General features: G+C 26.9%; 12 protein-coding genes and 1 other RNA gene. 7 read left to right on the top strand and 6 right to left on the bottom strand.

The window, feature by feature from the left end:
* The first annotated feature begins 10 nt into the window (after positions 1–10).
* Positions 11–871 carry a metal ABC transporter permease gene (locus tag M9396_RS02255; protein ID WP_250241760.1) on the top strand — a complete coding sequence of 287 codons (861 nt, stop codon included), beginning with the start codon at positions 11–13 and terminating at the stop codon, positions 869–871.
* A gap of 716 nt (positions 872–1,587) precedes the next feature.
* Here M9396_RS02255 and lptB read toward each other — a convergent pair.
* From lptB to lptC, 3 genes are read right to left on the bottom strand one after another with little or no spacing between them, the layout of a single operon-like run.
* The gene (lptB, locus tag M9396_RS02250; RefSeq protein WP_250256561.1) at positions 1,588–2,313 is read right to left on the bottom strand and encodes an LPS export ABC transporter ATP-binding protein; all 726 of its coding nucleotides are present in this window, start codon (positions 2,311–2,313) and stop codon (positions 1,588–1,590) included.
* Between the two features lie 44 nt (positions 2,314–2,357).
* Positions 2,358–2,867: a lipopolysaccharide transport periplasmic protein LptA gene (gene lptA / locus M9396_RS02245; RefSeq protein WP_284308513.1), complete on the bottom strand. Its 510-nt coding sequence runs from the start codon at positions 2,865–2,867 to the stop codon at positions 2,358–2,360.
* A complete protein-coding gene (gene lptC / locus M9396_RS02240; RefSeq protein WP_250241769.1) occupies positions 2,845–3,447 on the bottom strand; it encodes an LPS export ABC transporter periplasmic protein LptC in 603 nt (200 codons plus the stop codon). Before lptC ends, lptA begins: the two co-directional genes overlap by 23 nt.
* 2,534 nt (positions 3,448–5,981) lie before the next feature.
* Between lptC and M9396_RS02235 the strand changes: the two genes are divergently transcribed.
* Positions 5,982–6,239, top strand: coding sequence for a BolA family protein (locus M9396_RS02235; protein ID WP_250241771.1), 258 nt, complete (start codon positions 5,982–5,984; stop codon positions 6,237–6,239).
* 48 nt (positions 6,240–6,287) lie between these two features.
* Positions 6,288–7,553, top strand: a complete 1,266-nt coding sequence (gene murA / locus M9396_RS02230) for a UDP-N-acetylglucosamine 1-carboxyvinyltransferase (RefSeq protein WP_420022209.1) — start codon at positions 6,288–6,290, stop codon at positions 7,551–7,553.
* Between the two features lie 284 nt (positions 7,554–7,837).
* Here murA and M9396_RS02225 read toward each other — a convergent pair whose 3' ends face one another.
* The gene (locus M9396_RS02225) at positions 7,838–9,211 is read right to left on the bottom strand and encodes a Do family serine endopeptidase (protein ID WP_250256559.1); all 1,374 of its coding nucleotides are present in this window, start codon (positions 9,209–9,211) and stop codon (positions 7,838–7,840) included.
* A gap of 230 nt (positions 9,212–9,441) precedes the next feature.
* The gene (locus M9396_RS02220; protein WP_250256558.1) at positions 9,442–9,840 is read right to left on the bottom strand and encodes a Z-ring associated ZapG family protein; all 399 of its coding nucleotides are present in this window, start codon (positions 9,838–9,840) and stop codon (positions 9,442–9,444) included.
* 528 nt (positions 9,841–10,368) lie between these two features.
* On the opposite strand from M9396_RS02220, the gene rplM reads away from it, so the two are divergent.
* A complete protein-coding gene (rplM, locus tag M9396_RS02215; RefSeq protein WP_250256557.1) occupies positions 10,369–10,797 on the top strand; it encodes a 50S ribosomal protein L13 in 429 nt (142 codons plus the stop codon).
* A 27-nt stretch (positions 10,798–10,824) separates the two neighbouring features.
* Positions 10,825–11,223 carry a 30S ribosomal protein S9 gene (gene rpsI / locus M9396_RS02210; protein WP_250241782.1) on the top strand — a complete coding sequence of 133 codons (399 nt, stop codon included), beginning with the start codon at positions 10,825–10,827 and terminating at the stop codon, positions 11,221–11,223.
* 1,455 nt (positions 11,224–12,678) lie between these two features.
* Here rpsI and dolP read toward each other — a convergent pair.
* A complete protein-coding gene (dolP, locus tag M9396_RS02205) occupies positions 12,679–13,275 on the bottom strand; it encodes a division/outer membrane stress-associated lipid-binding lipoprotein (protein ID WP_250256556.1) in 597 nt (198 codons plus the stop codon).
* A gap of 583 nt (positions 13,276–13,858) precedes the next feature.
* On the opposite strand from dolP, the gene rsmI reads away from it, so the two are divergent.
* Together rsmI and rnpB are read left to right on the top strand one after the other, a co-directional pair.
* A complete protein-coding gene (gene rsmI, locus M9396_RS02200; RefSeq protein ID WP_250242505.1) occupies positions 13,859–14,755 on the top strand; it encodes a 16S rRNA (cytidine(1402)-2'-O)-methyltransferase in 897 nt (298 codons plus the stop codon).
* A gap of 25 nt (positions 14,756–14,780) precedes the next feature.
* An RNA gene (gene rnpB / locus M9396_RS02195) (RNase P RNA component class A) lies at positions 14,781–15,189 on the top strand.
* Positions 15,190–15,726 lie beyond the last annotated feature (537 nt).

The raw sequence follows: 15,726 nt of genomic DNA, 5'->3' as shown, positions 1-15,726 counted from the left end.
AAAGGTTTTTATGATGATTCATATGTTATTTGATCCTTTTATTAACTTTGGATATATGCGAAGAGCTATAGTTGCTTGTTGTGTGTTATCTATCAGTATAACGCCAATAGGTAGTTTTTTAATGTTGAGGCGTATGAGTTTAGTGGGAGATGTGTTATCTCATGCTATATTACCGGGCGTAGCGATAGGGTATTTTTTTTCAGGAATGTCATTTCTGATAATGAGTATAGGGGGATTTATTTCCGGTTTAATGGTCGCGATATTATCTACTTGGATTAGCGAAAAAACATTGTTGCAACAAGATGCTAGTTTTGCTGGATTCTATCTTGGATCTTTGGCATTTGGAGTTGTATTAATGTCGTTACATGGTCCTAATGTGGATTTGTTGGATTTGTTATTTGGATCTATTTTATCTGTAAATTTGTTAAATTTAGAATGTATCGGGATCATTAGTACTATAACTTTACTTACTATCGCATTATTTTACAGAGCTTTAATTATTGAAACGTTTGATCCAGATTTTTTAAGAGACAATAATATTGAAGCGTCGAGATGTATTCAAATATTTTTTTTATCAATTGTTATGTTAAATTTAGTAGCAAGTTTTCAAGTGACTGGTACTTTAATGTCTGTTGGTTTAATGATGTTACCTGGGTTATCAGCTCGGTATTGGGTTAAGAGTTTAATACATATGTTATTGTTATCGGTATTTATTGCTTTTTTTTGCTCGTGGATAGGGTTGATTGGGTCATTTTATATGTTTTTGCCTGCAGGACCGACTATAGTGTTATGTGGTAGTATAATTTTTTTAATTTCAGTGTTGTTTGGTAGGAATAAAGGTATTTTATTTTCTGTATATAACAAAAAATAAAATTTTTTTCTTGTGTATTTAATTAAATTCTTTCTTATATCTAACGAGGCATTCGGTGTGCTTTAAAAATATAGTTTTAGATATAAATGATTGGGTTATATATAATATATTCGCGTAGAATATATATTCACATTAATCTGTAGATACTATGTTAATAACAGCAATATATCTTGATTGCCATTTAAATAGGTATCGGGAAAGTCTAAAGCAATTTAAATATTGATTCAATAAGGTTCAGGGTAATATTAATAATAATTAGTTTTGAGTGACATTAGAAATATAGCTGATAATATTCTTCATATCTTGTTTCTTTTTATATTTATAAGCAAGAATAGCTATTCTAGTTAAAGTAATATTAATCTATTAAAAATATAAATGTATTTCATATTTAAAATATTATCAATTTATAACTGTTTTGCCTGATTGCTATAAATTAGTATAATATTTCTGTTTAAAAGTTGTTTTTGGGTTCTAATTATCTAGTTGATGATACCCATATTTTATTATACGACATATAAAGTATCCGTTATTAGTAATTTTATATTCACTTTGATGCAGAGTGTTAAATTTGATTATTTATAGATTAATTTACATGATATTTGTAATATACATATTACAAATCATTTTTTAGATTATTCGTAATGATTTTTGAGTTTTAAATTGTTAAAATTGTTTATTTGAATATATTATATATATAAATATAATCATATCGTGTGTTATGGCTTAAATATATCTCCTAAGTATACTTGTTGTACGTGCTTATTATTCAATATTTCATTAGGAGATCCATGTGCAATTGATTTTCCTTGGTTAACTATATATGCTCGCTCACATATACGCAATGTTTCTCTTACATTATGATCGGTTATTAGTATTCCAAGTTTTCGGGCTTTAAGTTGTTTAATAATTTTTTGTATATCTGTTATTGAAATTGGATCTACTCCAGAAAATGGCTCGTCAAGCAATATAAATTTAGGATTAGCAGCCAATGCTCGTGCAATTTCTACACGTTTTCGTTCTCCTCCAGACAACGTCTGTCCAATATTATTTTTTAAATGACTGATATGAAAATTATTCATCAATTCTATAATAAGTTTATTACGTTTTTTTGTATTAAGATTACGTTGAGTTTGCAATATAGCCATTAAATTGTCAAATACAGTTAATCGACGAAAAATCGAGCTTTCTTGAGGTAAATAGCCTATTCCTAATCGAGCTCTACGGTAGATTGGTAACATGCTAATATCTTTTTCATCAATTGAAATACTACCAGAATTGTGTTGAACAATTCCTAATATCATATAAAATGTTGTGGTTTTTCCCGATCCATTTGGGCCTAATAATCCAACAATTTCTCCAGAAGTTATGTATAAGCTTATATTTTTAACTACATACCGTCCCTTATAAATTTTAGATAGATTTTTTATAGTCAGTGTTGTCATGAAATTAAACTATAACTAATTATATAGTGTGTGTTAAATATATTTTAGATGGATTTTTCTGATAAAATTGTTATAACTTTATTTCCTTGGTTGGCAATGGCTTTTATTTGTTTGTTTTTTATTGAATATATGATCTTATCACTGTGTATAGAATTTCCTGATTGTTTTATATAAGCATTACCAATCAGAGTAATAGTGTCATCGCTGGTATTGTAATGTATTATCGATGATTGAGCAAACATCACATTCCCCATTTTTTGTGTTTGATTTAAAGTAACAGGATTTCCGTGTGCTTCTATCATGGAAAGATGATGTGTATCTTCTGTATGAGAGATTAATATCTTATCTGCATAAAGATCAATATTTTTATATTTAAGTATAACTCGATCTGTAAAAGTTATTGTATTAGTCAACATATTAATTGATTGACATTCAGAATATACTTGAAGTATTTGTGATTTTTTATGTGTTAAAGCATGAGAGCATGGAAATATTAAAAATATACTAATGTAAGTAAGTATTATTTTGTATTTACCGTATGTGTTGGATTTCATAACAAGTTTGTACGCTATCAATTAATTTTGCTGTTTGTGTATGTAAATTGGCATGCATTTTCATCCCAACAGAATAAAAATAATGACCATGTATAATTACTTTTTCGTTCGAAATAATATCTTGAGTTATTAAGTTAATTGTCGCTTGGTTTGTAATAATGGATTGAAAGTATCCATCATGTATTAAATGATTGATATATACATATCCGTATAGGTGCAGTATTTTTTCGTAACTTAGTTTGGCTTGATTTGCTATAATTTTCCACTTTGGGATGTTTTTGTTGTCAAAAGCTGTAATGCTAGGACATATAAACCAAGTAATTTTTTGATTTGAAAAATGTTGAATGCAGTGCGCTGTCAATTTAAATTTAAGTTGTCCAGTTTTACTGTATACGTTAATTGTTACATCGTTACCTCGATGAGTGCATATATCATGCTGAATTAATGGGTGTGATGATGTATTAAACATGATTAATGATTTTTTTATAATAAAAGATAGAAAGATTATTATCAATATTAATAAAATTGAAATAAAAGTGTATTTTTTATTTTTTTTCAGTGATTTTGAGACATAAAACATTATGTGAGATTTCATATTTAATGATTGTAATGTAATATTTTTTATTTTTAGACGACAAAAGATATTTTTGAAGAGATGGTTATGATTTAATATTATTGTTACGATTGTTAGTTTTAACTTTTTTTTGCATGAAATACATATTAAAATAACCAGATATTTAAGATATATAATATTAAATATTTTTAGATTATCTTTTACAAGATAATGCATAAGAAAATTGTATTAAGATATAAATTATAAATACAGTTGTTAATACTGCGTATTAATATTGCCGGCATATAGCATTGTATAATTTTTTCCGTGATATGCATATCTGAGGGACATTGTGTATTTTCAAGTCTTCATCTATAACAAGATCGCGCATGTTAAGTATCATTGCTAAGTTGTGCAAATATATTCATTATGTATGAATATATTCAATGTAAACCATTGCTAGTCAATTAATGAATTTTAATGTAAATAACACACATTACTATAAATTTATTTTTAAATAGATTTATTAATGAAAGTCATAATTCATATCATATATTATTTATACATAGAAAATAGATTTCAATTTTTTGATACATATTTTTAATGAAGTATTATGCATATAATAGAAAAATAACTTGTGTCATAATAATAATTATTTTTAGGTGAAAATATGGATTAATCAAGAGTATTATCCCATTAAAAACATACGAATATATAATCTTTATATAAGATATATTTATTATCATTCTTAATGATTATTTATATCGAAAGGTTTGTTGTTATTTATTCATTAATGTGGTAGATGAGTACCTATGATCACTTAATAAATTTTTGACATTTCAGTAAAAATATTAAATAAGTTATATATTATAACTTATTACATTAAGTGGATGTGTATATTTTAATTTTTGTTTTTATAAAAAATATTATTTTTAAAATTAAATTATTATTTATGATGATTGTATAGTTAGAATGTAGAGTATAAATAATAAAAATAATGGATTGTTAATAATAGATGGAATGATTGACAGGTGCATTATAAATAGAGATGTAAGCGTGATGTGATTTGTTGAAAATAAGTATTTATTTTAAAGTGTATTTAAATAAAAATTATTATTTTTTTATTTTTAAAAATTAAAAAAGAATTTGATCTTTAATAAGTTAAAAATTGAAAATTGGAAGGTATTTGAATTTTTTAAGAAAATTTTCATTTAAGGATATTTAACTATAGTATAAAAATTACCTTTATGTTAGTAATTAGATTATCTAATATTATTTGTTGATCGATAGTGATGATTAAGAATTATTAAAATTTTTGTTAAATTATTATTATTTTTGATGATATTAATAATTAAAAATATGCATACTCTAAAATGGGTAAAGATATTATCTATCCATGATAGATAGTGTGGAAAATTATTAATTATAGTTGTTGATTGATCGTATGTAGTGTATTTAAAAATATAAGCAAAGTGCTATTTATTTGATGTTTAGTGAATTGATTTGTGATTTTAGCATTAATATATGAATATTGTTGTATTGTTAAAAGTGATAAGATATAGTTGACATTAAGTTTAAATTAGTGACCCCTGATGTTAGTGTGCATTAAATTATAATTGATATATACATTAAAGTTATATGCATTACAATAGTAAATAATATCAATTATTATTTTTTATTATTTTTTAAGTTTTAGTATTGAAATCATAAGAATACGTGTATTTATATTAGGCAGTTACAAATAGAATAGACCTCATATTTTTATAATAAATAAAAAATAATTTCTTAAGTTTGTATAGATGCTGCTGATTATTAATGTTTCTCTATTTAAGAGGGTTGATACTTCTACACTAACTAATTATATAATAGATTATATAATTAATCAATTTTTATTTTTATTGTACATGAATATAATTGTACTGATTAAAAAAGATTACAATTAATTTTGATATATTTAAGTATATGTTTTTTGAGGTATGTTATTATGCTTGAATTAACAATTAAAATAAAATCTTTTCAGTATAGAACATTATAGCCGATAGATATAATAATATATATATATCTTAAAAAGAATGGTTATTTATAGTATTTATGCTAAAAAATAAAAAATTAGATCTTATTTATTTTTCATATTTAGATAAATATTGTAGCATCAAATACTGATATTTCAGGAATGAGATATATAATCTTTTTTATTTATAGTTGGAAGGATATTATCGTATATTTCTATTTTTTAGAAATATAGAGTTTTTCATATTTATGATATATATAATAATTATATAGAAAATATTCTATTTAATAACGGAAATTATTGATATTTTTTGGTTATTTTTTGAATATTTTATATTGTAATTTATTTCTTAGAAAAATGAAAACAACAATTAATTAAGTTATATTAGTTATTTTAGTTTAAATAATTCATTGTTTAAATGCATAATGCAATATAAATGATTGATATTTTGAAATAAAAATAACAGTAAAATAATAATTGTATGGCATAAAGATATGAGAACATAATTCTGCGTTTCTCTGTTATTATAATTATTCAAATGGTGAAAATTATGAACGTGGATGAGATTAAAAGTATTTTATTAAAAGATTTATCATTAAATGAAGCATATGTCTCTTTGTATGAGGATAATTATCAAATTATTGCTGTAAGTCATATTTTTTCTGATGGTATGACTGAATTAGAACGGCATAAAATTATATATGCTCCTCTTATGAAGTATATATTAAATAATGAAATTCATTCAATATCTATTCAAGCATTTAATCCTAAAGAATGGAATAAAAAGCGTGGATTATGCGATGTATGAAGTAGTTTTTAATTAATATGAATTAATTATAATAATTGATATTAGGTCATGACAGTGGATAGATTTTATATTCATGGTCCTACTCCTTTAAGTGGCGAAGTGAGTATATCAGGTGCTAAAAATTCTGCATTACCAATTTTGTTTGCTACGTTATTAACTGAAGAACCTGTAGAAATTTTTAATGTGCCTAAATTAAAGGATATTGATGTTACTATAAAATTATTAACACAACTTGGAGCAAAAGTGGATCATTGCGATGTAGTTTTTGTAGATACGAGCAGTGTTAACACGTGCTGTGCATCTTATGATCTAGTTAAATCAATGCGTGCTTCCATTTGGGCATTAGGACCATTAGTAGCACGGTTTGGAGAAGGTAAAATTTGGCTACCTGGAGGATGTTCAATTGGAAAAAGATCAGTAGATTTACATGTTAACGGTTTAGAGCAGTTGGGAGCAACAATTATCTTAGAAGAAGAGTATGTTACAGCTTCTGTGAATGGACGATTGCATGGTGCTCATATTATTATGGATAAAATCAGTGTTGGAGCTACGGTTACTATCATGAGTGCCGCTGCATTAGCAGAGGGAGTTACTATAATTGATAATGCTGCTCGTGAACCAGAGATTGTTGATACTGCTAATTTTCTTATTATGTTAGGAACTAACATTAACGGAGCTGGAAGCAATAGAATTACTATCGAAGGGGCTCAAAAATTAGGAGGAGGAAAGTATTCAATTATGCCAGATCGCATTGAAACTGGTACCTTTTTAGTTGCTGCCGCTGTTTCACGTACAAATGTAGTATGTTTGGGATCTCGTCCGGATACGTTACGTTTTGTGATAAAAAAATTACGGGAATCTGGAGCTGATATTAATATGGGTAAAGATTGGATCGGTTTGAACATGCATGGGAAAAGACCTAAAGCTGTTACTGTATGTACTAAGCCATATCCAGGGTTTCCTACTGATATGCAAGCACAGTTTACTTTATTAAATATAGTCTCCAAAGGAACGGGAAAAATTATAGAAACTATATTTGAAAATAGGTTTATGCACGTACCAGAGCTTGTTCGTATGGGAGCTCGTATTAAAATATTAAATAATATGATTGTTTGTCATGGTGTTGACTCATTAGTTGGTACTCAAGTCATGGCAACGGACTTGCGGGCTTCTGCAAGTTTAGTATTAGCTGGTTGTATTGCTGAAGGATTGACGATAGTGGATTGTGTATATCATATTGATCGAGGATATGATCATATTGAGAAAAAGTTAAAAAATATGGGAGCTCATATAAAACGAGTTACTAATAAATAATATTGTTATCAGTCTGTAACAATTTTTATTTCGATGATTTTCAGTGATATTCTTAGAAGATATATTTCTGAGTTAATTAAGTGTACCGAATAATCACAATTTATTTTAATATGTATTAAAAACATGATTTATGATAGTTTTTAAAATATTAATTAAAATTATTCATATATTTATGATATTTAATTTTTAATGCGTTGAAATATCAATTGTAATTGATATGATTTTATGAAGTATGAGTTTAATACCATTTTTTAGCTGTGTCGTTGTTTAAAACAGAGTAAAAATCAACGAAGTAGTAAGAATATGTTTGTATCTCCACGCATAATATTAAGTGCTATAACTGATGGTTTTTCGTTTAAAATTTTACGTAATTGAGATAAATTGTGCACTTTCGTACGATTTAGCCCGACAATTATATCGCCTTTTTGTAGGCCAATAGAGTAAGCTGGAGAATCTTTTACTACGTCTTCAACCTGCACTCCTTTTGTTCCATCTTTTAAATATCCATTACTTAGAGAAGCTCCTTGTAATGCTGGGGTTAACATTTCTTCACTGGTACTCACAGAGGTGCTATCATCTAATAGAACTGATACTGTTTGTATTTTCCCATCTCGTAATAATCCTAGTTTTATACTTTTACCTGGAGTAGTAGTACCAATTTTCACCCTTAATTCTGCAAAATTTTTTATTGGTTTTCCTTCTATGGATACGATAATATCCCCCGCTTTAATATTTGCTTTAGCGGCTGCGGTACCCGGTAGCACCTCGCTAACAAATGCACCGCGCTGCGCATCGATATTGAGTGCTTTAGCGATATCAGCGGTTAATTCTGTGCCTTTTATTCCTAATTGACCTCGTTTTACTTCTCCAAATTCAATTAATTGTTGGCTTAAATTTTTCACAATGTTGCTAGGAATAGCAAAACCGATGCCAATATTTCCTCCTCCAGGCGCTAAAATAGCAGTATTAATCCCAATTAATTCTCCATGTAAGTTTACTAGAGCCCCTCCAGAATTTCCTCTATTTATGGAGGCATCAGTTTGTATGAAATTTTCTAATCCTTCAAGGTTTAAACCACTTCTTCCTAATGCTGATATAATACCAGAAGTTGCTGTTTGACCTAATCCAAAAGGATTGCCAATCGCAACAGCAAAATCACCAACTTTTAAAATATCAGAATCAGCCATTTTTATTTCAGAGAGATTTTTAAATTTTAATAATTGAAGTAATGCTAAGTCAGTTTGTTCATCATGTCCTACCAGTTTAGCGTTAAATTCGCGACCATCGTTAAGTTGTATTTTAATTTTATCTGCACCATTGACAACATGGTTGTTGGTAATAATGTAGCCTTTGTTAGCGTTAATAATCACTCCTGATCCTAGTCCTTCGAATGGTCTAGATCCAAAATTTCCTCCAGGGATATCTGGTCCAAAAAAATATTTAAATTCTTTAGGCAATGTAAGTCTTCTCGCAGGTTGAATACCTTCAACATGCACACTTACTACTGCTGGCAGTACTGTATCCAACATGGGCGCTAAACTCGGTAAGAGTCCCGACATTTCTGTAGAAAATGTTGTATGATTTATAGAAGATTCAGCATATGAGATTCCCAATGTGAATAATATACTTAATATTTTTAGGAAATGTGTTATCTTCATAGGTAATTAATTTAATTAGTTATATTGTAATCAAGAATAATATTGTTTTAAAAATTGTTCATAAAGTCTTAATGACTAAAATTCAAATTTCTATTTTATTTTTTGGTAACTTTTAATGTCCACAACAGATTTAGGCAGATAAATTGCCTATATTACACATCATTATACTATGCATAGTATAATAAGACGTCGAATAATTTATATAAATTAATAAAAGTTTCCTTATATTATTATTCATTATCATGATTTTTTATTGTATTTTCCGTATTACTGGAATAATCTAACGGTGCTTCTATTGGTAATTGTTCGTGTTTTATGATTGTTTTTTTTGTATTAAATTCGTGTATGTTATCTTGTATATGTGTATTTGGTAAAAAAAAATTAGCGCTTCTTTTGACATTATGATATAATTGACGGTAATCATCTTCTATTTTATTTAATAATTTTATAGTGTAAATAAAGTGATTACTTAATTCTTTTTGGTATTCATTTAGTTTAACTTTTTTATCTTGTAATTCGTTATATAATTTTTTTTGATCATGTAATAAATAGCGTGCTTTATAATACATTATAAATGCTCCTATAATAATTCCAATTATTAAGCTTGCGAATATACATATCCATATCATGATAATACTCCTAAATTTATTTTATTTATGTGTTCATTTTTGTATGTTAACTGATTGATATATAATTTTTTGCATATGTTCATATGTTATACTATAATAATTCAAGTAGTAAGTATCCAATCCTTGATTAGCTAATATGTACATTGTTCAGTATAATTTTATTCTACTTAATTTTCTTTATCAATAAGTATTCGTATAGAATGCTATGAGATAAGTAAATAGATAGAGGTTTTAGTAATATTTTTTAAAATAAATATTTGAATAATTTTAAAAATGAAATAATGTTAAACTGTTGCTTAACTATATCAATTATTTGTTTTAATTGATATATATGTACTATAGACTAAGAATATTGTATGAAGTAAATACTAACGTATACTTATTTTAGATTCGAAGATGTTAGAGAAATTTGGTTTTAATAGCAGTACGCGAGCCCTATATCAATCAGGTATCTTATTTTTATATTTATTAATTACTTCATATTTAGTTGATATGATTGAATTTTTATATTGAGTTGGATTTATCTTTATGAAAACTTTTATGGCAAAATCACATGTAATTAGGAGAGCATGGCATATTATTGATGCTAAGAATAAAATACTTGGTCGTTTATCTACCGCGATTTCTAGATATTTAATTGGTAAGCATAAAATAGAATATACTCCTCATGTCGACATTGGAGATTATGTTATTGTTTTAAATGCAAAAGAGGTATCTGTAAGTGGTCATAAACGTGATGATAAAATATATTATCATCATACTGGATATATTGGAGGTATTAAGCAATTAAATTTTAAAAGTATGATAAATAGATATCCTGAAAAGGTGATTGAAATTGCAGTAAAGGGTATGTTACCTAAAGGTCCCTTAGGTCGGATGATGTATTGTAGACTTAGAGTGTATTCAGGAAATGTACATGCGCATGCTGCTCAAGAACCTCAATTTATAGATTGTTAATGAAGAAAAAAAGATGGAAAATAAAGTATGAATTTAAATCAATATTATGGTACTGGACGCAGAAAAACTTCTTCTGCTCGAGTGTTTATTAAATTTGGGATAAGCAATGGAAGAGTTATTATAAATAAACGTACATTAGATCAATATTTTCCTAGAAACAATACACAGGCAACCATTATTAGGCCTTTGCAAATTACTAATTTATTAGATAAATTAGATATATATATTACTGTAAAAGGAGGAGGTATATCTGGTCAGGCTGGCGCGATATGTCATGGAATGACACGTGCATTATTGCAGTACGATGAGAAATTACGGGGTGTATTGCGATCAGTTGGGTTAGTTACTAGGGACTCTAGAGAAGTAGAAAGAAAAAAGGTGGGTTTACGTAAAGCACGAAGGCGTCCTCAGTTTTCTAAGCGTTAATATTTTTTTTATATAACATATGTATTAGTTGGTATTAGATCAATAATTATGTATAAAATTATTATCAAGAATAAAAAATTTTAATGAACATTAGATATAATTAATCTACAAGTGCGGTTGATGATTCAATTGAAGACATTATATTTTTATTGCGTTATATCAAAATTTAAGTGTATTGAACAAGTATTGATTACAATTGGTAGATATGTATTTCTTAGAGAAGATTAGCAATCTAATTTTATTTTTTATTCATTATTTTCAATATTGTAAGTCAAATTTAAAGATAGGCATAATATTCAATCTCGGATATTATATTTTTTGATGTTTATTTGAGAATAATGTTAAATGATTAGTAATAAGGATATGTTTATCACAGGAGAATACAATCCTTTATTATGATTATAATTGTTGTTTTATATGAGATTTTTGTTATTTGGGTATATTATTGTAATTTACAATGGATTTCGTTTTAATAGTGGTTACATGGTAATCATGTAATTTTACTTGATACAACAAGAAGTCACTATTGTTCTGTTCATATAGATGAAAATTATTTTTGATATGACAATATACGATATTTTTTAGTGAAAATTAGAATTAGTTTAATTTAAATGCAAGGAGAAAACACATTCTTATCACAAACGATGTGATTTACATAATTTATGGAGAAGTCCCAACAATATCGTTTATATATTATTTGAATTGATGCATAGGGTGAGATTATTAAAATTTTTAATGTTATTGTTAATTTTTATTTAATTAATTAGACGAATTTTATTCATTTAATATGAATTTATGTATTTGTTACCGTTGATTATATATAATAGTAGTTGTATGTAATTGTTGTATTAATTGGTATTTAGTCAGTGAGAGTTTATTCATGGTGTATCATTTTAACTATCATTAGTTTAATAAATTTAATAAGTGTATTCTTATTCCACAAGGACATTATTTTTGTAGATTAGATATTTTATTGGATTTGTGAAATGGATTCTCAAGAATTGATTATGGGTGTAAATGAAAACATAATATAAAATTCAAAAAATTTGAAGTTTATCGATAAGAGTATCGTTGTGTTGTATATTTGTAAGTGTATTTAAAATAAAGCAAACTTATAAATATGTAAATTAAGTGTGTTATTTAATTTTTTTGTGTGTAGTATGTTCTTCAATTACAGTTGTTTTATAGTTTTACCTCTGAGTCTTAGCGAACAATAGCCGTTATTAAATATAGTAGAAATTAAAATGTTATTTTTATATGTAGTATTGAATGGGAATAAATTAAAAGATGGCTAAAAAATTAGGTATTAAAATTAATTCCTAATAATAAATATCATAAGAGTAAATATTTTTATATAATATTTGTAGGCATTGTTTACATGTAGACTTATGTAAAAAGTTTTAAAGGATGTGATAGTAGATAGCATAATGTACGATCTTATAATTACGCTAAATTTTAAGTAGTATAGGAAAAAGCGGTAAATACATTTTTTACTCCGTCTATTGCATGTGCTATTTTTTCAGCGTATTTACTTTCTTCATGAGTAACTTGTCCCAAAAGAAATACTTCTTTGTTTTCTGTAATTATTTTAATATTGGAAGCATGTATATCGTTTTTTATAAAAAAAATTAAGTGTATTTGAGCGCTAATCCAAGCATCTGTAAGAATAGATTGTATGCATATTGGTTTATCTTGACGAATTGCATTATAAATATTTTTTGTCCCATTAATTTTTATTACTATTTTTATAGCTTCTTTAGCGTAAGACATAGAAGGAGTTTGTCCAGTCAATAACACATTGCCTTGGTATACAGTGGTTTTTATTCTTGTTGATTTTTTAATATGTTTGTTTTTTTTAAGAGCATGAGCAATATGATTTTCTAAGATATTATCATCTAATTGAGTGCCTATAGTACGAGGATCATTCCATGTTGTAGTTATAAATGCAGCAGTTCCAATAGCTAACATACCTGAACAACAAGATTGCAACGTCAATATAGCGAATAAAATTAATAATATATGTGATATATGTATATGACATGAAATATTCATGTGCACGCATTCACGCATTCAAAACCGAAAAATATAATACTAATGTTAGTTTTTATCAGATTTATGAATAGACTTATTTTAAATACTCTGTTTTGAGATAAAGAGCTAGTAATAGTAATTATGTCATAGACATAGTATAATATAATCATTAAAGTATATGTAAAAGTTATAATATATTTGTAAAATTATTTTTAATATTTAATGATATTTACAATTTGTTTTTAGAGTATACCATATTAATAGGGGATTTCATTGAAAAATGATGTTACAATCGAAGGTTGTTGTCATTTAATGTTGTCAAACATATCAAAAATATGTTTTGAGAGCTGCAAACTAGAAATATATTAGAATTTTTTAACAATAATAAGATTAATTCATAAAATTTAATATTATTTATCTGGAATATTTGTAGTGTAATTTAGTTACAACAGATAATGGAGTTGAGTTATTTGTTTTTTTATAAAAATTCCGTATTAGAATGATTAATTAGTATGTTGAAGATTTTAGTAAAGAATGTGCAAATATTTTTTGTTTATTTTATAAGTATGAGATCCATTGTAGTAGATGTTGATATGTGAAGAATATGCTACCATCAATACCCAATTTTGTATCTGCGTTGTATATAGTGCCGACTCCTATTGGAAATTTACAAGACATTACGTGTCGGGCTTTATCAGTATTACGTCAAGTAGACTGTATTGCAGCAGAGAATACACGTCGTACTCGTATATTATTGGATTTTTTTTCTATTCATACGTCTTTATATATATTACATCAATACAATGAATACAAAAGAATACCAATGTTGATTTCAAAACTACAAGGAGGATTAAGTATCGCTTTGGTTTCTGATGCAGGTACTCCATTGATTAATGATCCAGGATATTGTTTAGTGCAATCTTGTCAGAAATTAAAAATTCGAGTTATTCCTTTGCCTGGACCATGTGCTGCTATTACTGCATTGTGTGGATCTGGTTTACCATCGGATCGTTTTTGTTTTGAAGGATTTTTACCACATAAACATAAATTACGCATAGATCGTTTGCGAGATTTATCAGAAGAATCACGTACGTTAATTTTTTATGATGTAAAACATCGTATAATAGATACTTTAAAAGATATGGTTAGCGTTTTTGGGTTAGATCGTCATGTTGTGTTAGCTCGAGAATTAACTAAAATATGGGAATCTATTTATGGAGCTCCTGTTGGTCAATTATTATCTTGGGTACAAAAAGATCATTCCCGGATTCAAGGAGAAATAGTTTTAGTTGTAGCAGGAAATTGTTTGAAAAAGAATGAATTGTCCCCAAAAATACTTCAGGTCATGCGATTATTAGCATCTGAATTACCTGTAAAAAGAGCTGCAATTTTAGCAGGATATATATATGGTGTAAAAAAGAATATGCTTTATAAGAAATATCTAGATGAAAAATTAAATAAGATTAACGATCAGATGTCATTGATTGATGACATAGCATAGAAAGAATGGTTATAATATACCTCGAGGAGTTAGCTAGACAATCGCTGCTTCTTTGTGTTTACAGTAATTATATAGTTGCTGTAATTACAAATGAAGGGGAGGAAAGTCCGGGCTCCATAGGGCAGAGTGCCAGGTAACACCTGGGGGATACCAATCTACGACAAGTGCAACAGAAAGAAAACCGCCGATAATTATTTTTACAATATGTTGTTATAGAAAATAATATGGGTAAGGGTGAAAAGGCGTGGTAAGAGCACACCATCCGAATTGGTAACAGTTCGCGTTATGTAAACTCCACTCGGAGCAAGGCTAAATAGAAGTTCAACAGTATGGCCCGTACTGAACTTGGGTAAGCTGCTGAAACTAGCGTGTGAATGTTAGTTTAGATGAATGATTGTCCGAGACAGAACCCGGCTTATCGGTTAACTCCTTTTAAAAAATTTTAAATATAATCATCGTGTATGCTGTTGTTGTATTTCATAATAAAGGATATTTTTAGCATTGCATATCTAAATAATGCTTCTTCAGGGAAGATTATTGAAAATTATATTTAGATGGTAATCAAAATTACATGTAATAATTCATAAGTTGTTGATCATAATATATTTTATGAGAAATGGTTGTTGTTTTTAGAATGGATATGTTTTGTGCATAGTGTAAGTCAATTTTTAAAGATTGAATTAATAATTGGAATACATATTTTTTTAAACTACATTTAATAAGAATAAAATAATAGTAGTATTTATCGAAATACATTATGATGTAAGAAGATATAAATAGATATCAACATATAATATTGATATGCGCTATAAAAATTATAGATTGGTTGTTTTTATAACGATTTTTCCGAAAAAAAAATTGAGAATTATAGTAATTAATTAGAAATTATTCATTCTGAAATGGAATCAGAGTGTTATTTTAGATTTTAATGGGATAGTATATTTAAACTATTAAAGGAAAATTCATTGAAT

This window comes from Blochmannia endosymbiont of Camponotus modoc, from assembly GCF_023585785.1.
Lineage (GTDB): Bacteria > Pseudomonadota > Gammaproteobacteria > Enterobacterales > Enterobacteriaceae > Blochmanniella.
This window is presented reverse-complemented; position numbering and strand designations above follow the sequence as displayed.